The organism is Agrobacterium sp. SUL3, assembly GCF_001263295.1.
Lineage (GTDB): Bacteria > Pseudomonadota > Alphaproteobacteria > Rhizobiales > Rhizobiaceae > Agrobacterium > Agrobacterium tomkonis.
In genome coordinates this window covers 28,647-46,665 of the sequence record NZ_KQ414506.1, presented here as the reverse complement: position 1 = coordinate 46,665, position 18,019 = coordinate 28,647, and the positions used below count along the sequence as shown (strand labels likewise).

The 18,019-nt window shown below is 58.9% G+C and carries 19 protein-coding genes and 2 tRNA genes; 9 read left to right on the top strand and 12 right to left on the bottom strand.

Features of this window, described 5'->3' with window-relative positions; translation table 11 throughout:
* Window positions 1-92 precede the first annotated feature (92 nt).
* Both AKG12_RS16765 and AKG12_RS16760 read left to right on the top strand, forming a co-directional pair.
* The gene (locus AKG12_RS16765; RefSeq protein WP_035224285.1) at window positions 93-362 is read left to right on the top strand and encodes a DUF982 domain-containing protein; all 270 of its coding nucleotides are present in this window, start codon (window positions 93-95) and stop codon (window positions 360-362) included.
* Window positions 363-579: 217 nt separating this feature from the next.
* Window positions 580-1,722 (top strand): ceramide glucosyltransferase, encoded by a 1,143-nt coding sequence (locus tag AKG12_RS16760; RefSeq protein WP_052819844.1) that lies wholly within the window; start codon window positions 580-582, stop codon window positions 1,720-1,722.
* A 53-nt stretch (window positions 1,723-1,775) separates the two neighbouring features.
* Here the strand turns inward: AKG12_RS16760 and AKG12_RS16755 are convergent.
* Window positions 1,776-1,852, bottom strand: a tRNA-Pro gene (locus tag AKG12_RS16755).
* A gap of 267 nt (window positions 1,853-2,119) precedes the next feature.
* Between AKG12_RS16755 and AKG12_RS16750 the strand changes: the two genes are divergently transcribed.
* The 3 genes from AKG12_RS16750 (at window position 2,120) to AKG12_RS16740 (ending at window position 5,111) form a co-directional block, all read left to right on the top strand.
* Window positions 2,120-2,425, top strand: coding sequence for an ETC complex I subunit (locus AKG12_RS16750; protein ID WP_010971882.1), 306 nt, complete (start codon window positions 2,120-2,122; stop codon window positions 2,423-2,425).
* A gap of 48 nt (window positions 2,426-2,473) precedes the next feature.
* Window positions 2,474-2,550, top strand: a tRNA-Arg gene (locus tag AKG12_RS16745).
* A 290-nt stretch (window positions 2,551-2,840) separates the two neighbouring features.
* Window positions 2,841-5,111, top strand: coding sequence for an autotransporter domain-containing protein (locus tag AKG12_RS16740; RefSeq protein WP_052819725.1), 2,271 nt, complete (start codon window positions 2,841-2,843; stop codon window positions 5,109-5,111).
* A gap of 59 nt (window positions 5,112-5,170) precedes the next feature.
* On the opposite strand, the gene AKG12_RS16735 is transcribed toward AKG12_RS16740, so the two are convergent.
* Window positions 5,171-5,326 (bottom strand): hypothetical protein, encoded by a 156-nt coding sequence (locus AKG12_RS16735; RefSeq protein WP_052819842.1) that lies wholly within the window; start codon window positions 5,324-5,326, stop codon window positions 5,171-5,173.
* Between the two features lie 236 nt (window positions 5,327-5,562).
* On the opposite strand from AKG12_RS16735, the gene AKG12_RS16730 reads away from it, so the two are divergent.
* Genes AKG12_RS16730 through AKG12_RS16720 form a run of 3 tightly spaced genes read left to right on the top strand, consistent with a single transcriptional unit; the run spans window position 5,563 to window position 8,793 of the window.
* Entirely contained in the window at window positions 5,563-6,861 is a 1,299-nt protein-coding gene (locus tag AKG12_RS16730) for an efflux RND transporter periplasmic adaptor subunit (RefSeq protein WP_052819724.1), read from the top strand.
* A gap of 14 nt (window positions 6,862-6,875) precedes the next feature.
* Window positions 6,876-7,595 carry an ABC transporter ATP-binding protein gene (locus tag AKG12_RS16725; protein WP_052819723.1) on the top strand — a complete coding sequence of 240 codons (720 nt, stop codon included), beginning with the start codon at window positions 6,876-6,878 and terminating at the stop codon, window positions 7,593-7,595.
* Window positions 7,585-8,793 (top strand): ABC transporter permease, encoded by a 1,209-nt coding sequence (locus AKG12_RS16720; protein ID WP_052819722.1) that lies wholly within the window; start codon window positions 7,585-7,587, stop codon window positions 8,791-8,793. The genes AKG12_RS16725 and AKG12_RS16720 overlap by 11 nt, the downstream gene beginning before the upstream one ends.
* Before the next feature lie 69 nt (window positions 8,794-8,862).
* Here the strand turns inward: AKG12_RS16720 and AKG12_RS16715 are convergent, their stop codons facing one another.
* Window positions 8,863-9,342 (bottom strand): DUF6714 family protein, encoded by a 480-nt coding sequence (locus AKG12_RS16715; protein WP_197283331.1) that lies wholly within the window; start codon window positions 9,340-9,342, stop codon window positions 8,863-8,865.
* 16 nt (window positions 9,343-9,358) lie between these two features.
* Window positions 9,359-9,592 (bottom strand): hypothetical protein, encoded by a 234-nt coding sequence (locus AKG12_RS16710; RefSeq protein WP_052819720.1) that lies wholly within the window; start codon window positions 9,590-9,592, stop codon window positions 9,359-9,361.
* Window positions 9,593-9,763: 171 nt separating this feature from the next.
* Between AKG12_RS16710 and AKG12_RS16705 the strand changes: the two genes are divergently transcribed.
* Window positions 9,764-10,039: a hypothetical protein gene (locus AKG12_RS16705; RefSeq protein WP_052819719.1), complete on the top strand. Its 276-nt coding sequence runs from the start codon at window positions 9,764-9,766 to the stop codon at window positions 10,037-10,039.
* A 216-nt stretch (window positions 10,040-10,255) separates the two neighbouring features.
* Here AKG12_RS16705 and sufA read toward each other — a convergent pair whose 3' ends face one another.
* From sufA to AKG12_RS16660, 8 genes are all read right to left on the bottom strand, one after another.
* Entirely contained in the window at window positions 10,256-10,645 is a 390-nt protein-coding gene (sufA, locus tag AKG12_RS16700; RefSeq protein WP_035224262.1) for a Fe-S cluster assembly scaffold SufA, read from the bottom strand.
* A gap of 111 nt (window positions 10,646-10,756) precedes the next feature.
* The gene (locus AKG12_RS16695) at window positions 10,757-11,140 is read right to left on the bottom strand and encodes an SUF system Fe-S cluster assembly protein (protein ID WP_046798253.1); all 384 of its coding nucleotides are present in this window, start codon (window positions 11,138-11,140) and stop codon (window positions 10,757-10,759) included.
* Between the two features lie 36 nt (window positions 11,141-11,176).
* Window positions 11,177-12,418: a cysteine desulfurase gene (locus AKG12_RS16690; RefSeq protein WP_052819718.1), complete on the bottom strand. Its 1,242-nt coding sequence runs from the start codon at window positions 12,416-12,418 to the stop codon at window positions 11,177-11,179.
* Window positions 12,419-12,584: 166 nt separating this feature from the next.
* The gene (gene sufD, locus AKG12_RS16685; RefSeq protein WP_052819841.1) at window positions 12,585-13,856 is read right to left on the bottom strand and encodes a Fe-S cluster assembly protein SufD; all 1,272 of its coding nucleotides are present in this window, start codon (window positions 13,854-13,856) and stop codon (window positions 12,585-12,587) included.
* A gap of 22 nt (window positions 13,857-13,878) precedes the next feature.
* The gene (sufC, locus tag AKG12_RS16680; RefSeq protein WP_003522658.1) at window positions 13,879-14,634 is read right to left on the bottom strand and encodes a Fe-S cluster assembly ATPase SufC; all 756 of its coding nucleotides are present in this window, start codon (window positions 14,632-14,634) and stop codon (window positions 13,879-13,881) included.
* 112 nt (window positions 14,635-14,746) lie between these two features.
* Entirely contained in the window at window positions 14,747-15,088 is a 342-nt protein-coding gene (locus AKG12_RS16675; RefSeq protein WP_052819717.1) for a GIY-YIG nuclease family protein, read from the bottom strand.
* A gap of 55 nt (window positions 15,089-15,143) precedes the next feature.
* On the bottom strand, window positions 15,144-16,613 hold the full coding sequence (gene sufB, locus AKG12_RS16670; protein ID WP_046798251.1) for a Fe-S cluster assembly protein SufB: 1,470 nt from the start codon (window positions 16,611-16,613) through the stop codon (window positions 15,144-15,146).
* 198 nt (window positions 16,614-16,811) lie between these two features.
* Window positions 16,812-17,981 carry a cysteine desulfurase family protein gene (locus AKG12_RS16660; RefSeq protein ID WP_052819716.1) on the bottom strand — a complete coding sequence of 390 codons (1,170 nt, stop codon included), beginning with the start codon at window positions 17,979-17,981 and terminating at the stop codon, window positions 16,812-16,814.
* Between the last annotated feature and the right edge of the window lie 38 nt (window positions 17,982-18,019).

The window sequence follows — 18,019 nt, the reverse complement described above, 5'->3', positions numbered from 1 at the left end:
TTTTAGGTGATCGGGAACCATTTCGTGAGGCGGGCATTACGCGCATGGGAATGAAAACCGCCATGAAGGCGCGGAAAACAGGGAGGAATGACATGCTGATTAACAGAACGGAGCCGTGTCACCATGCCTCGTGGATGAAGCCCGTTGCCATCCACCTGCCGCTGTGCGTAGCCGTGGAAATCTACAGCCCGTTGGTGGCGCTGGACATGCTGATGTACCGCTGGCCAGAAGAACATGGGCCGGAATATGAAGAAGCGCGAAGAAACTGCCTCGATGCGATCGCCGGCAGGTGCGACATCGAAAAAGCCCGGGAATCGTTTCTCGTCGCAAGCAGTCACGCACATATTCTGAACATCCACTAAAGTTCATGCCATGGTGACGATTGGGCCCTTCTCCGCGAAGGGCTTTTCTTTGCGGCACGCCAGATGCTTGAGCGCCGTTTCCCGCACCACATAGCCTGCCCGCCCTGCCGATGATGACATGTAACTGTCACCTAAACGTTATAATCGGCAAAGACGAATTCCATGGAATCGGTTGGCGGGGTGAACCGCCGGAAGCTAGGGAGTGGAACTGGCCAGCATGGAAACTGTCTTTGCCCTTTGCGCAATTCTGCTGCTTGCCTTCAATCTTCTCGGCATTGTTCTCGCCGGCTGGCGCCTGAGGCGGCGCGACACGGAAAACGCGCTTGTGCGACAAAAGCCGCCTGTCTCGATCGTGGTGCCCCTGCGCGGCGTGGAAAACTTCACGTCGCTGACGTTGTTGCGGGCATTTGAACTCGACTGGCCGGATTATGAATTGCTGTTCTGCGTTGCCGATGAATTCGATCCGGTAATCGACGAGGTGCGCCGGACGAGCGCCGCCTTCCCGGCGATCCCGGCGCAGGTGCTCCTCGGCGACGACCGTATCAGCGCCAATCCGAAGCTGAACAATTGCGTCAAGGGCTGGCGCGCCGCCCGGCATGAATGGGTCATCCTTGCCGATTCGAACGTGCTGATGCCGAAATCCTACATAGCGACCATGATGTCGGCCTGGCGGCCGGATAGCGGGCTGGTCTGCTCGCCGCCCCTCGGCTCACGTCCGGCGGGCTTCTGGGCGCATGTGGAATGCGCCTTCCTCAACGGTTCGCAGGGCCGTTGGCAATATGCCGCGGAAGCGATCGGCATCGGTTTCGCACAGGGCAAGTCGATGTTGTGGAACAAGCCCTTCCTGGAAGACCACGGCGGCATCCGGGCACTCGCCGCCGAAATCGCCGAAGACGCCGCCTCGACCAAACTGGTCCGAAACGCCGGCCGCAGGGTGCATCTGGTCTCGCAGCCTTTCGAACAACCGCTCGGCCAGCGCCACCCCAGTGAAATCTGGTCGCGCCAGACCCGCTGGGCGCGACTGAGGCGTGTGACCTTCCCGCAATATTTCGCACCGGAAATCCTGACCGGCGCGCTTCCCCCGCTCCTCCTTGCGCTCGCTGCCGCTGCGATGATGGACATGAACCTCGCCATCACCGCTTTTGCCGTGCTTGCCATCATGTATGTCCCGGAACTGGTGCTCGCAGCCCTCAACCGCTGGCCGCTATCCCTCCATACGCTGCCCGCCATGATCGCCCGGGATATGATCATGCCCGTCGTCTGGGCCCGCAGCTGGATCGGCAGCGCAGTGGCCTGGCGCGGCAATGTCATGACAATCGGCACGGCCGAAAGCACATTGGCCGGACCATCCACAGACTGAACAGACGCTTGTTTGAAGGGGTTACGCCGTAAAGCTGATGTTTTGCTTTAAAATGGTCGGAGTGGAGAGATTCGAACTCCCGACCCTCTGGTCCCAAACCAGATGCGCTACCAGACTGCGCTACACTCCGCCGAGGCGATGGCTGGGGAATACACGGTTCACCTGAAGTCCGCAACAGGGAAATTCATCTTTGTTCAGCCATTGTCTCGATCAACAGAGCGCGGTGCTGACGTGGGAAGATCGCCAGGGGAAAGCGAGGGGATAATCATCTTGACTCTTACGGGAAGTCAGTCCATTCCAAATTCAACGTTCCTGACACGATTTGGTTATTCTATTCAGGTACGTGAAGAATAATCCGGGGTGCCATGCCCCGCCGCCCAACCGGAGCAGTTTCGACATGTCTGCGAAGATTTACCGCCCTGCAAAAACCGCCATGCAATCCGGCACGGCGAAGACCAATGTCTGGGTTCTGGAATTCGACGCCGAAGTTCCGCGCAAGATCGACCCGATCATGGGCTACACCTCCAGTTCCGACATGAAGCAGCAGGTCAAGCTGACATTCGAGACACAGGAACAGGCCGAAGCCTATGCACAGCGCAAGGGCATCGAATACCGCGTCATTCTGCCGAAGGAAGCGACCCGCAAGGTGGTTTCCTACACCGACAATTTCCGTTTCAACCGCACCCAGCCCTGGACGCACTGAAACACGACGACCAAAGTTTTTGCCGGAGCATCGATTGCCCGGTGTGACGGCCCCTTAGCTCAACTGGATAGAGCAACTGCCTTCTAAGCAGTAGGTCGCAGGTTCGAGTCCTGCAGGGGTCGCCAAAAACCAATAAATTAGATATTTCCCTATCCATATTTTCCGACTGTACGGCTTTTGCCCTTCATCAGTCCTTGCTCCCCTGAACGCCCTCTAAAAGCGATCGTCAGGCGTGGAGATTCGGCCCAAACACGGCAAAACCAACCATTTCCTCATGGCAAATATCAGAACTATAATATTCTATAAATATACAATATACAAAAAATAGAGATTTATTAACCATAATTCATGACAATATATCCAAATAAAAATGCCGATTCTCTTATTGTTTTATTTATTATATTTGGATATATGCATGAAAATCCGTGGTTATTATCGTTTCATTCAAGAATCAACCGTTGCGCGCAATAATATTCTCTTGATCGCGCTGGCTGTTCTGACGCTTGCCGTCGATTTTGGAGACACGACAGCGCTGGCTGCGGAAGCCACCGGTTATAAAACGATGGAACCGGATGCGAGTTATCAGGCGCTGGACGTCCGCGGCGTCAGTGCGGATGGCAGGGTTGTCATCGGTTGGTCGACTACGCCAGATGGCGAAAGGGCTTTCGCCTGGACAGCAGGCTCGCCGAACATCCGGCCACTGGGCGACCTGTCGGCTGCCGCCCTCGCGACGAACGTGGATGGCCAAATCATTGTCGGGATTACCGAAGCCGGGACTTCGATGCGTCCTTTTCTTTGGAAGGAAGCATCGCAGACGATGCATATCATCGATGTTGGAACCGCCGGGTACAGCTATGCTTCCGGGGTCAGCGCAGACGGTACCGTTGTCGCCGGCTCCACTGAAACCATCGATGGTTATCGCCCCTTCCGCTGGAGTGAAACGACGGGGATGACACTGCTGGACCCGCTTTTGGCTGGGGAAGCACAAGCAGGGGCAATCAGTGCCGATGGCGGGTCTATTGTCGGCTGGACGAGATCAGCCGTTGCGGTAGGCGCGTTTCGGTGGAGAGAAGCAACCGGGATGCAAAGCCTCGGCACGCTCCCTGGCGGCATTCACTCCAGCGCCAGCGCCGTGAGCGCCAACGGCGATGTCGTCGTTGGCACAGCGACAACCGCAGACGGATATCGCCGCGCATTTCGCTGGACGGAAACGGCGGGCATGGCGGATATCGGCGTGCTCCCGGGTGGCACCAATTCCAATGCCAACGGCGTCAACGCCGATGGCTCGGTTATAGTCGGCTTTTCAAGTCGCGTTAGTGGCGATCATGGGTTTCGCTGGTCAGAGGCGACCGGCATGATATCCATAGAGGAATGGCTGAGAAACAGCGGCGTGACCATCGCGGATGATTTTGTCCGCGACGCAAAAGGCGTGAGCGGCGACGGTAACGTCATCGTGGGAAACACGGTAAGCGGCGGCATCTTCCTGGCGCGCATCGTGTCTCCGGAGCAAACCCGCCCTGCGCCAGCCACGGACGAGAATTCGGAACCTGTGGCTAACCCGTCGACAACAACGGACAATGGCGTCGCGCCGACGCAAACCGACACCGGAACCGATAGCAGCGCAACAGGCGGCATGAACACAACCGGCGCCGGGATTTCGCCCCCGACACCAGCCACAAGCACAACGAACCAGTCGACAGCCTCAGGGGCCGATGAAACCGTCGCCACGTCCCCTCCTCCCGCCGTGGCCGAATCCGGCATCGTCGACCTCACGCAATATGCGCATAGCCTTGCCGGCCTTCCGCTGGTCCAGCACGGCCTCGACATTACCGGCACGATCCTCAATGGCGCGCATGGCGATCCGATGCGTAACCTGCTCACACCCGGCCAGCACTCCCTTATGGTCACCTCCGACACCGGTTATGACAATGGCTCGTCCTCCAGGGGCGGGATTTTTGCATCCGACATCACCTATGCCCAAGGCTTCGAAGGCGATATCACCGCACGTTTCGCGGCAGGCGGGCTTTACAACAGACAGGATCTCGAAGCCGGCGGCCACTTCAACCAGACGGGTTTTTATATCGCGCCGGAAGTAACCGCCTCCGTTGCCGGGCCGATCCATGCGACATTCGGCACGTTCTACGCTCCCCAACATCTTTCCATTCAGCGCGGCTATAGGAACGGCGACGTAATGGACTATTCGCGCGGCAAGACGGATGTGGAAAACTGGGGCGCAAAATTCAGGCTCGACTGGAAGGATGCCTTCACCCTCAGCGATGCGGTCTTCACGCCCTATGCCAGCCTCACCTGGGTCAAGGCGCGCATGGAAGCCTATTTTGAAAGCGGCGGCAGCTTCCCGGCAAGTTTCGACGCCATCTCAGACCAAGCAACGGTGATGCGCGTCGGTCTCGATGGGGTTGTACCGCTGAGCGGGCAATCAAGATTGCTGACACGCGCGGAAGTAGCTTACCGTTTCGAGGACAAGTCGGCGCCCATCACCGGCGATATGATCGGCCTGTCCGGCTTCCGCTTCGAAGGACAGGATATCGATCAGTTCTGGCTGCGTGGCGGATTTGGCGCAGAAGTCGACATCGCCGGGGGCACCGCATCCCTCACCCTCAACGCCACGACCAAGGGCGACGATCCTACCGTGTGGGTCAAATCAGCCTGGAAGGTCGTGTTTTAGCTGCTTCCCTGTTCCGCGCAAAACCTGCACAGGGGATGCGATGAACGCAGCGCATCCAGCTACCCCTGCCCGAACAGCGTGAAGTAACCCCAGACAGCTGCGAAAAATACGATGACAGCCACAATCGTCAGCGCCTTTTTTGCTTTCGGCCCAAGCGGTTCGCGCGGTTTTTTCGGCGGAACCGGTTTGCGGAACTTCACCACATTGTCGTTCATTCTATCATCGTCCTGAATTTCGCTGCGAAGCCTCCGCTTTATAGCTGGCATCGGCCTTTCCGGAATTATCTCTAACAGACCAGAACTATCATAAATATTACCAAGTTTTCACTTCACCCTTAGGGCAAGCTATGTCACTTCCCACAATCAGAGGAATATAAATAGCAATGAACCGAGCGGAAAACACGGGGTGGCACCAATCCCCTGTCGTGTTTTGAATTTTGCGGGTAACGAGAATGAATGACGCCAACAGCCAAGGCCGTGACACGGAAAACAACCAGCCCGATCTGCGGGAGATTCTGGGTACGAACAGATCCGGCCGCAAGAAGAAGTCGCGCCGGTATCTCTATGCCGCAGCGGCTATCGTGTTGATCGGCGGCGGACTTGGCTATTATTACCAGTCCCGTGCAGCAGGCGTTGCCTATAACTACACCACGGAAGCGGCACGTCAGGGCGATCTTTCCGTCATCGTCACCTCCACCGGTTCGGTTCAGCCGACGGATCAGGTCGATATATCGAGCGAATTGTCCGGCACGGTGCGCAAGGTCAACGTCACCTACAATACCCCGGTAAAATCCGGCGACATCCTTGCCGAACTCGACACCAACAAGCTGGAAGCCGACGTGCAGAGCGCCCGCGCCAAGCTTGCCTCCGCCAAGGCCAATGTGCTGAAGGCGCGCGCCGATCTTGGCTCGGCAAAAACCTCCATGGAGCGGCTGAGATCGCTTGTGCAGAACCGGGTCTCCAGCCAACAGGATCTGGACGCTGCGCAGTTCACCCACGATGCCGCCGCCGCCACGCTTGAGGTGAACGAGGCGACCGTGCTTTCAGCCGAGGCAGACCTCAGGCTCGCCGAAGTCAATCTCGGCAAGGCCAAGATCGTCTCGCCCATAGATGGCGTCATCCTCACCCGCAGCGTCGATCCCGGCGCCACCGTCGCCTCCTCGCTGAATGCTCCTGTTCTCTTCACCATTGCCGGCGATCTGCGGCATATGGAGTTGCAGGTGTCGGTGGATGAGGCCGATGTCGGCAAGGTCGAAACCGGACAGAAAGCGACCTTCAATGTCGATGCCTATCCCGACCGCAGCTTCCCGGCCGAGATCGAAACCGTGCGCTTCGCGTCGGAAACCGTGTCCAATGTGGTGACTTACAAGGGCATATTGACTGTCGACAATCAGGAGCTGTTGCTGCGCCCGGGCATGACGGCGACGGCCAATATCATCGTCGAGGAAATCAAGGATACGCTGCTGGTGCCGAATTCAGCGCTTCGTTATACACCGCCGCGCGAATCCGCCTCCCGTGGCGGCGGGTTGATGAGCCTTTTCCGCCCGCCCCGCATGGGCCGGTCACAGAACCGCGACGCCGGTCAGGCCGCGACCGGCAAAAGAACGGTCTGGGTGCTGCGCAACAACAATCCGGTCTCCGTCTCCATCGAAACCGGTTCCACCGACGGCCAGCACACCGTGGTAAAATCGGGCGAGCTGAAAGCCGATGATCTGGTGATTACCGACGCAACGGCCCGCAACGCCGGCTGACGGAGGAAAACCTGATGCAACAGCCGCCGCTCATCGAATTCCGCAACGTCGTCAAGCAATATGGCCGCGGCGAAGCAACCATCCGCGCGCTCGATGGCGTCAGCCTGTCGATCCACGAGAGGGAATTCGTCGCCATCATGGGTCCATCAGGCTCGGGCAAATCCACATCGATGAACATCATCGGCTGTCTGGATGTGCCGACAGCCGGCGAATATCTGTTTCAGGGCGTGCCGACCAGCGGCTTCGACAATGAGCACCTGACGCTGTTGCGCCGCCACATGCTGGGTTTTGTGTTTCAGGGCTTCAACCTTCTGTCACGCACCTCGGCGGTGGAAAATGTCGAGCTGCCGCTGGTCTATCGCGGCATGAAAGCGTCTGAACGGCGCGCCCGCGCCATGGAGGCGCTGGCACAGGTCGGTTTGACGGGCCGCGAGGATCACACCACCCAGGAGCTTTCCGGCGGCCAGCAGCAGCGTGTGGCCATCGCACGGGCCATCGTCACCCGCCCTGCCCTGCTTCTGGCCGACGAGCCGACCGGCAATCTCGATACGAAAACCAGCAACGAGATCATGGAACTGATAACCGCGCTCAATCGGGACAGGGGCATCACGGTCGTCATGGTCACGCATGAAGAGGATATTGCCGCCCATGCGGGGCGCCTGCTGCGCTTCGTTGACGGGCATCTCGCCTCAGACAGCGCGGCGGAAAAGAAGGAGAGCTCCGATGTTCTTTGAAACGTCGCGTCTGGCGCTGCGCGCCATCAGCCGCAACCTTTTGCGCTCCTTCCTCACCGTGCTCGGCGTCGTCATCGGCGTGGCCGCCGTCATCGCCATGGTCACCATCGGTAACGGCACGACAGAACAGGTAAAATCGGAATTGTCGCGGCTCGGCACCAACATGCTGTTCGTGCGCCCCGGCCAGTTCGGCCCCGGCCGCGCCAGCACTGAGGCGAAACGTTTCGACGACCGCGATGTCGAAGCCATCCGCAACCAGATATCAGGCATTCGCGCCGTTGCGCCGCAAAACCGCAGCTCGGCCGCGACGGTCATCTTCGGCGGCAAGAACCATCAGACAAGCGTCATCGGCACCACCAACGATTATCTGATCGCGCAGGACTGGACCATCGCGCTCGGGCGCGATTTCCAGCCGGCCGAAGATCGCGGCGGCCAGATCGGCTGCATCATCGGTGAAACGGTGCGGCAGGAACTTTTCGGCGCGGAAAACCCGGTGGGGCAGACGGTCCGCGTCAGCAACATCTCCTGTCCGGTCATTGGCGTTCTGGCCCGAAAAGGCCAGTCCGGCCTCGGCGACGATCAGGACGACACCATCATCATGCCGCTGAAAATCCACCAGCGGCGCATCGGCGGCACCACCACCATCTCCTCGATCATGGTGTCGGCGCAGGATGGCGTTTCGACCGCCAAGGTACAGAGCGACCTGCAAAACCTGCTGCGCGAGCGCCGCCGCATCAACATCGGCCGCGAGGATGATTTTACCGTCAACGACATGACGCAGATCGCCTCGGCCATGACCGGCACAACGACGCTCTTGACCGGTCTTCTGGGCGCGGTTGCCGCCGTCAGCCTGCTGGTCGGCGGTATCGGCATCATGAACATCATGCTGGTGTCTGTGACCGAACGCACCCGCGAGATCGGCATTCGTCTCGCCATCGGTGCGCTGGAAAAACAGGTGCTGACGCAGTTTCTGGTGGAAGCCGTCATGCTGTCGGCCTTCGGCGGCCTTGTCGGCATCCTCACCGGCCTCGGCCTTGCTTATGCCGTCGTCGGTTATCTCAACGTGCCCTTCGTCACCAGCCCGTCGATCATCTTCCTCGCCTTCGCCTTTTCGGCGGCCATCGGGGTGATTTTCGGCTATTTCCCGGCACGACGGGCAGCGAGCCTGAGCCCGATCGAGGCGCTGCGGCATGAATGAAGGGTCGAGTTCAAGCCGCAACCGGCCTTGCGTGCGAAGAACCCTTCCCAGGCATCGACCCGATCCGCTTTAATCGCTGGCCGGGGAGCGCGCACTATCCACCCACTCTTCAAGCGCGCGCTCTACGTCGTACTGATAGGACGGCAGATTTTCCTTCTCGCTGATGGCGCGGAGATACGCTTCCACGGCATTCCGTTGCAGCGGGGTCAGTAAGGAAAACGTCTCCTGGCGTCCGCACAAATAGGGTGCGAATTCGTGCCTGTAGTCGCCATCGAGATCAGCGATCATATAGGCGGGCAGATGAAATCGCATTCCTTCAGCATCAAGGAAGGCGGGGCTGCCGGAATGTCTGTTGAGGTCCTTCAGCGGGATCGCGGCCCAATCATTCTTCTCATCGCCAGCGCGACATGCGGCGCGAACCTCATTGCTCGCATAATCGTCAAGCGCCTGCGCCTCGGAGAGGCCGACGCCGCCGCCCAGCGTAACACCCGCGAATGCCTCTCGCACCGCAGCTTTCGCATTCGCAATATTATCGGATTCCGACCTCATCACATAGTCTGCCTGTTCAATGATGGGCTCCCCCACTCCCGTCACCATGCACTGTCGGCCAGTCTCCACCCTCGGTCCGTTCGAGCGGGGGACTATTCAACGTGTCACCCTTGGATGCCGCAGATCCCGCTCTCTCCTCCCAATAAAACGCAAGGCAAATAATACCGACGATCAGCGTCAGGCCCGCCACGACGCTGGCGACGATCAGACCTATCGTCCAGATATCAGTCGAGGCGCTGCTGATGTCCATGCCGGTTCACTCCCCACGATCAATCCAGCCGGCGACACGCCTTTTCAGCATGGGCGGCAGGCGGTCCCGCACCTCCCGCCAAACCTCGCGGAATATCCGATAACCTTGCTGATCTTGCGTCAGGGCGTCAATCGGATAGGTTCACCCTCAAGTTTACCGGATGGAGTTTGGATGTTCAAATCGGTATCGGACAGCGCTGCTGCGGCAGACGGCGGTTCGCTCGCCCTCTTCGTCGAACGGATTGACGGACAGACGGAGCTGTTTGTGATCAATCGCTCCCTCGCGTCACGCGGGACGCCCGATTATAATAAAGTCAACTCGAGCCTTCGGCCGCTCTCCGCAGACGATTGCCGGATGATCGCCACCACTCTCGAACCGCTTTTGATGACGACGCCATCAATCCATCCGCTGGCGGATTTTATCGATACGCTGAAACAGCAGTCATGATCCTTCGAAAGCTGATTTGCGCGGGGCGCAGTCTGCGAAAAAGAATCTGAAACCTCTCATCCGTCATCCTCGGGCTTGACCCGAGGATCTACAAACGTCTCAAGGGATTTGACGGGGATGGATCCTCGGGTCAAGCCCGAGGATGACGTCGCGTTTGTGGGAGCGCTGTGTGCATAAGAAAGGTCTGCCTCTCCATCGCAGAGATAGCGTAACCAATCAAACGCTGGCTTCAGCCTCACGCTGCTTCGCCAGCGCCGCCAGATCGGCGGGCTTCAGCTCGACCGATTCACCGCAGCCGCAGGCGGATGTCTGGTTCGGATTGTTGAAGGTGAAGCCAGAGCGCATCTTGGTCACTTCGAAATCCATCTGGGTGCCAAGCAGATAAAGCACGGCGGACGGCTGAACCCAGACCCTGGCGCCTTCGAATTCAACCAGATCGTCCTTCGCATCCGGCTCGGTCACGAGGTCGATGGTATATTCCATGCCCGCGCAGCCGCCCTTTTTGATGCCGACGCGCACGCCCCTGGCGTCCGGGCCGGAATTTTCGACGATTGCTTTAACACGCGAGGCGGCAGCCCCGGTCATGGTCATGATCGCAAAGCCCATGGGCCCATTCTCCTTCGACAATCGAGTTCAAGGCTCGATGCTTATGGAATTCAATTTAAGTGCACCCGACAATGTCATCAAGAGATGACACCTGTCAAAATCGCGTCAGACTTAATACCAGCCGACAGCGACCTGTGCTTCTTCCGACATGCGGTCCGGTGTCCAAGGCGGATCGAAGGTCATTTCGACGGTAACGCCGGAAACACCCTCGACGGCGCCGACCGCGTTTTCCACCCAGCCCGGCATTTCACCGGCCACCGGGCAGCCGGGTGCTGTCAGCGTCATGACGATCTTGACCATCCGGTCATCCTCGATGTCGATCTTGTAAATCAGACCGAGTTCGAAAATATCGGCCGGAATTTCCGGGTCGTAGACGGTCTTCAGCGCCGAGATCACGTCGTCGCTGAGACGCGCCAGTTCGTCAGGCGGAATGGAAGACGGCTTCGCCGTTTCTTCGGTTGCATCGGGTGTCTTTGCAGTGGCTTCCGCAGTCATGGTCTGATCCTCAATCCTGATCTCTTTATGCCGATATCAGGCGAAAAATTTGCGCGCATAGTCCAGCGCCTCAACAAGAGAGTCTACTTCGGCGCGGGTATTGTAAAGGCCGAACGATGCCCGGCATGTGGAGGTGACGCCGAACCGTTTCAAGAGCGGCATGGCACAATGGGTGCCGGCCCGCACGGCAACGCCGCGCCGGTCGATCACCATCGAGACATCATGGGCATGGATGCCCGCAAGCTCGAAGGAGAAGATGCCGCCCTTGTCAGGCGCGTTGCCGATGATGCGCAGCGAATTGATGTCGCGCAACCGTTCGGCAGCGTAAGCCGCAAGATCGGCCTCGTGCGCTGCAATCGCGGCACGGCCGAGATTGTCCATGTAATCAAGCGCATAACCGAGGCCGATGGCCTGCACGATGGGTGGCGTGCCGGCTTCGAAACGGTGCGGCGGCTCGTTATAGGTGACATTGTCCTCGGAAACTTCGAGGATCATCTCGCCGCCGCCCTGGAACGGTCGCATCTCCCGCAGGCGGTCAGCCTTGCCATAGAGCACACCGATGCCGGAGGGACCGTAAAGCTTGTGGCCGGTCATCACGTACCAGTCGCAATCGATATCACGCACATCGACCGGCATGTGAACCGCGCCCTGCGAACCATCGATCAACACCGGAATGCCGCGTTCATGGGCAATACGGCAGATTTCCTTGACCGGCACGATGGTGCCGAGCGCATTCGACATATGGGTGATGGCAACGAGCTTGGTGCGTTCCGTCAGGCTCTTCTCGAAAGCCTCGATATGGAACGCGCCATCATCGTCCACAGGCACCCAGACGAGCTTGGCGCCCTGCCGCTCGCGGATGAAATGCCACGGCACGATGTTGGAATGGTGCTCCATGATCGAGATGACGATCTCGTCGCCTTCGCCGATAACAGGCATGCCATAACCGTAAGCGACCGTATTGATCGCTTCCGTGGAGGATTTGGTGAAGACTACTTCGTCCACCGAACCGGCATTCAGGAAACGACGCACCTTTTCGCGCGCCGCCTCATAGGCGTCGGTTGCGGCATTGGAGAGGAAATGCAGGCCGCGATGCACGTTCGCATACTCATTGGCATAAGCATGCGAAACGGCGTCGATCACCACCTGCGGTTTTTGAGCGGACGCGCCGTTGTCGAGATAGACCAGCGGCTTGCCATAGACCTCGCGCGACAGGATCGGGAAATCCTTGCGCACGGCTTCAATGTCATAGGGGGCCGCCATTGCGGTCTGGTCCATTTCTCAGGCCCTTTCATGGCGCTCTTCAAAAGAGCTCCGGGTTTCGCGCGGCGTTACCGCCGCTCTACGTCATCCTCGGGCTTGTCCCGAGGATCTATCCACGTCCACGTTTGTCGAACCGGCGTAGATCCTCGGGACAAGCCCGAGGATGACGACGGAGAAGTTGCTAAGCGTGTTTTTCCAGCCAGCCGGAGATGATCGTCTCCAGCGCCTCTACCAGATTTTCTTCTTCCAGTTCCTCGACGATCTCGGCGACGAAGGCGTTGACGAGCATCGCCCGCGCCTTCGCCCGCGGCACGCCGCGCGCCATCAGGTAATAGAGATGGTTGTCGCTGATATCAGCAACCGTCGCGCCATGGCCGCACTGAACGTCGTCAGCGAAGATTTCCAGTTCCGGCTTTGCCGAGAACTCGCCATCGTCGGACATCAGCAGCGTATTGCACGCCATTTTCGCGTCGGTCTTCTGGGCATCGGGCGCCACCCGGATCATGCCCTGGAAAATCCCCTTTGCACGGTCGAACACCACGTTGCGGAATACTTCCGTCGAGGTCGTGTTCGGCACGTTGTGGCCGAGAACCATCGTCACGTCGGTATGGGTTTCCCCGCCCAGGAGGTTGACGCCGCGAACGATGAGATCAGTGCCCTCACCTTCCACATCGATGCGCAGTTCCTGACGCACCAGCTTGCCGCCGGCATTGACAATGAACAGGCGAATCTTGGCATCCGCGCCGATTTTCATGCGCAGCTGGCCAAGATGGATATCGGCCGCACCCTGTTGCTGCAGGATGATCCAGGTCACTTCCGCGCCATCCTCGACAACGATATCGCTGACGGAGGAAACCAAGGCTGCATCCGAAGTCACCGAAAGGTGACGCTCGATGACGGTCGCTTTGGAACCCTTGCCGAAACGGACCGGAAAGCGGCTGTGAACCTGGCCTGCGCCATGGACCGCCTGCAATTCGATCGGCTTCTCGATCTCGGCATCATCAGGAATCTCGAGCACCAGACCATCGCGCACGAAGCTGCCATTGATGCGGCCAATCGCATCATCCTTGCTGGCTTCGGCAAGACCGGCGGCAGCGGAACCATCGAGCAGGCTTTCGGCAAAGCGCGACACGCGGATGTCTTCGATCTTGCCGATATCGGCCGTGCCATGCTGCACATAGGCGACCAGCGAACCGGCAACCGTGGGTGTCTGCTTTTCGATAACAGGCGCAGGCCGGTCTTCCGGAACGGCGCGCAGCAGGCTCTTCAGATCGGTATAGTGCCACGCCTCGATGCGGCGGGTCGGAAGACCACCGGTCTTCAGATCGTCGAACAGCACGTCACGCGCGGCAACAACAGCGCCGTCGCCCGGCAATTCGCTGAACTTGGCGGTGTAAGCGTCGACCAGCGCGGTTTCCGCTGGCGTCAGCCGGTTGGTAGCTTGAATGTTCATGGACATCACCTCCTGGCCCGACTTAGGCCGCTTCACCGATGATGTCGGCGTAACCGTTGTTTTCCAGTTCCAGCGCCAGAGCCTTGTCACCCGAGCGGATGATCTTGCCCTTGTAGAGAACGTGAACGCTGTCAGGCACGATGTAATCAAGCAGGCGCTGATAGTGGGTGATGACGACGGTGGCGCGATCCGGCGACTTCAGCGCGTTGACGCCGTCAGCCACGATCTTCAGCGCGTCGATGTCGAGGCCGCTATCGGTTTCGTCGAGAACGCAGAGCTTCGGCTCCAGGAGCGCCATCTGCAGGATTTCGGCGCGCTTCTTCTCGCCGCCGGAGAAGCCGACATTGAGCGGACGCTTCAGCATTTCCATGTCGATCTTCAGGTCGCCAGCGGCTTCCTTGACGCGACGGATGAAATCCGGCGTCGTCAGTTCAGACTCGCCGCGCGCCTTGCGCTGCTCGTTCATAGCGACCTTCAGGAACTGCATGGTGGCGACACCGGGAATTTCGACCGGATACTGGAATGCAAGGAAGATGCCCTTGGCCGCGCGCTCGGCCGCGTCCAGCTCCAGAATGCTTTCGCCGTTATAAAGAATGTCACCGGAGGTGACTTCATAATCTTCGCGGCCCGACAGGATGTAGGACAGCGTCGACTTGCCGGAACCGTTCGGGCCCATGATGGCCGCAACTTCACCAGCGGCAACCTTCAGGTTGAGGCCCTTGATGATCTCGGTTTCGGTATCGGCGATCTTTGCGTGCAGGTCGATGATTTCAAGCATGGTTTTGTTCCTGTTCATGGTGCGGTTTCAAGGACCGCCTCGAAGACCCCTGAGGGCCCGTCTCAACTTTCACATCCGTCATCCTCGGGCTTGTCCCGAGGATCTAATCACATCAATTATAGTCATCCGACGCCAGCGTATTCGGGTGCGGCACATAAGCATTTTCGATCTCATCAATGCGCTCAAAAAGATCGAGCCACGTTGGGTTCAGCTCTTCGATCAAATTGACTTTCCACTCACGAAGATAGCGCTTCAACGATTTCTCCCGCTGGATTGCCAACACAATGTTCGGGTGGGTTTCAAACCAGACGAGATTTTTCGCCTGGTATTTTTCTGTGTAACCCTTCCGTTCAGCGTTTCGATGCTCCCATACCCGTCCCGATAAATCGCTAGTGACACCGGTGTAAATTACCCCGCGCGGTTTGTCAGACATCATGTAGACGAAGCCACTCATTCTAACAGCTACCGCAGCAGATCCTCGGGACAAGCCCGAGGATGACGAGGAAAACTTATCCCACGCTTCCTTCCAGCGAAATGCCGATCAGCTTCTGCGCTTCCACGGCAAATTCCATCGGCAGTTCCTGAATGACTTCCTTCACGAAACCGTTGACGATGAGCGCGATGGCCGCTTCTTCCGGGATGCCGCGCTGCAGGCAATAGAACAGCTGGTCTTCCGAAATCTTCGACGTCGTCGCCTCGTGCTCGAAATGCGCGGAGGAGTTCTTCGCCTCGATATAGGGCACGGTATGCGCGCCGCACTTGTCGCCGATCAGCAGCGAGTCACACTGCGTGAAGTTACGCGTGTTGGTCGCCTTGCGGTGAGCCGAAACCTGGCCGCGATAGACGTTTTCCGAGAAACCGGCGGCGATGCCCTTGGCGATGATGCGGCTCGACGTGTTCTTGCCGAGATGGATCATCTTGGTGCCGCTGTCGATCTGCTGATGGCCGTTGGAAACAGCGATCGAATAGAACTCACCACGGCTGTCGTCACCGCGCAGAATGCAGGACGGGTATTTCCAGGTGATGGCCGAGCCGGTTTCCACCTGCGTCCACGAAATCTTCGAACGGTCGCCACGGCAATCGCCGCGCTTGGTCACGAAGTTGTAGATGCCGCCCTTGCCTTCCTTGTCGCCCGGATACCAGTTCTGGACGGTGGAATATTTGATTTCGGCATCATCGAGCGCCACAAGCTCGACCACGGCGGCGTGAAGCTGGTTCTCGTCGCGCTGAGGCGCCGTGCAGCCTTCCAGATAGGAGACGTAAGCACCCTCTTCGGCGATGATCAGCGTGCGCTCGAACTGGCCGGTGTTCTTTTCGTTGATGCGGAAATAGGTGGAAAGCTCCATCGGGCAACGCACGCCCTTCGGCACGAAAACGAAGGAACCGTCGGTGAAGACAGCCGAGTTCAGCGTCGCGTAGAAATTGTCCGTCGTCGGAACGACAGAGCCGAGATATTTCTTCACCAGCTCCGGATGCTCGCGCACGGCTTCCGAAATCGACATGAAGATGACGCCGGCTTTGGCCAGTTCCGCCTTGAAGGTGGTGACGACAGAGACGCTGTCGAACACGGCATCCACCGCCACCTGGCGCTTTTCAACACCGGCGAGGATTTCCTGTTCCTTCAGCGGAATGCCGAGCTTTTCATAGACCTTCAGAAGCTCCGGATCGACTTCATCGAGCGACTTCGGGCCGGGCGTGCTTTTCGGCGCAGCATAATAATAGAGATCGTTGAAGTCGATCTTCGGATAGCTGACGCGCGCCCAGGTCGGCTCTTCCATCGTCAGCCAGCGCTTGTAAGCCTCAAGACGCCATTCCAGCATCCATTCGGGCTCCTGCTTTTTGGCCGAGATGAAACGGATCACCTCTTCCGAAAGGCCCTTCGGGGCCTTGTCGACTTCGATATTGGTTTCGAAGCCGTATTTATACTGGTCCACATCGATCTGGCGTACCTGATCGATCGTTTCCTGAACCGCTGCCATGTCGTTCTCCAATCTCGCCGGAGCCAAGGTCCGGTGGCTTGTCAACGTATCAAGGCGGAAAGCCGCCTTATTCATCTTCGGGCAAATCGTTCCGAGCCGTCAGCCGGGGCGGAGCTTATACCCATGTAGGTGCGGGATGGCGCTTTTCACACATCCCGGCAAGCGGAAATTTGCGATTCCGCAATTCTTTGCCGCATTTTACGCGGCCTGACCGGAAAGCTTGCGCCGCCCGGCAATTTTCGTGAACGCCGCAAGCGTCCGTTCTATGTCCGCCTCGTCGGTCGCATGGCCAAGAGAAATCCTGAGCGCGCCGAGCTTGGGGTCACGCCCCATCGCGCTCAGCACATGGCTTTCCCCCACCTTGCCGGATGAGCAGGCCGAACCGGCCGACAGCGCAATGCCCTCAATATCGAATGCGATCTGCCCCGTTTCCGCCTTCAGGCCCGGAAGGGTGAAAAAGGTCGTATTACCGACGCGTGCGACATCCTCGCCGTGAATGATCACGTCAGGCGCGCTCGCCCGCATGCCGTCTTCCAGCCGCGCCCGCAGAGCGGCAAGACGCGCCGCTTCAATCTCGAGATTTCGGGCCGCCACAGCAGCAGCGGCACCTAAACCAATGACCGAGAGGGTATTTTCCGTGCCGGAACGATGCCCCTTCTCCTGCCCGCCGCCATGGATCAGCGGCTTCGGCATCATCACCTCGCCGCGCGACACCAGCGCGCCCGCACCCTTGGGACCACCGAGCTTGTGGGACGAGACAACAAGAAAATCGGCATCGAGCGCATTGATATCGAGCGGGACACGACCTGCCGCCTGCACGGCGTCGACCACCATCAATCCGCCCGCCGCATGCACCAGCCGCGCCGCTTCCGCCACCGGCTGAATGATGCCGGTCTCATTGTTCACCAACATGCAGGCAACCATCGGCAGGCCGGTGGAAGCATCATGCGAAGATAGAAGCGCCTCTAGTGCGGCAAGATCGATGACACCCGCTGACGTAACGGGAATTTCCGTAACGTCAGCCTTGCCAAACCGGCCGCCTTCGCGAAAAGCAGGGTGCTCGATAGCGGAGACGTAAAGACGGCCATAACGCACGGGAGCGCGCCCCATCTTGAATTCAGGCGTCAGCACCAGATTGGCGGCTTCCGTCGCACCGCTGGTGAAGGTAACGTGGGCGGCCTGCGCACCGGCAAGCGCTGCAACCTCGCGGCGGGCGGTCTCAATGGCGGCGCGGGCCGCACGCCCTTCCCGATGAACGGAAGACGGGTTGCCCGAAAGGTCGAGCGCAGACACAAGAACATCACGCACGGCGGGCAAAAGCGGCGCCGTGGCGTTCCAGTCCATATATGTGCGCGTCAAAACCGTCATGGCGGTGAGGCTTTATCCAATCTTCAATGCGTAAAAAC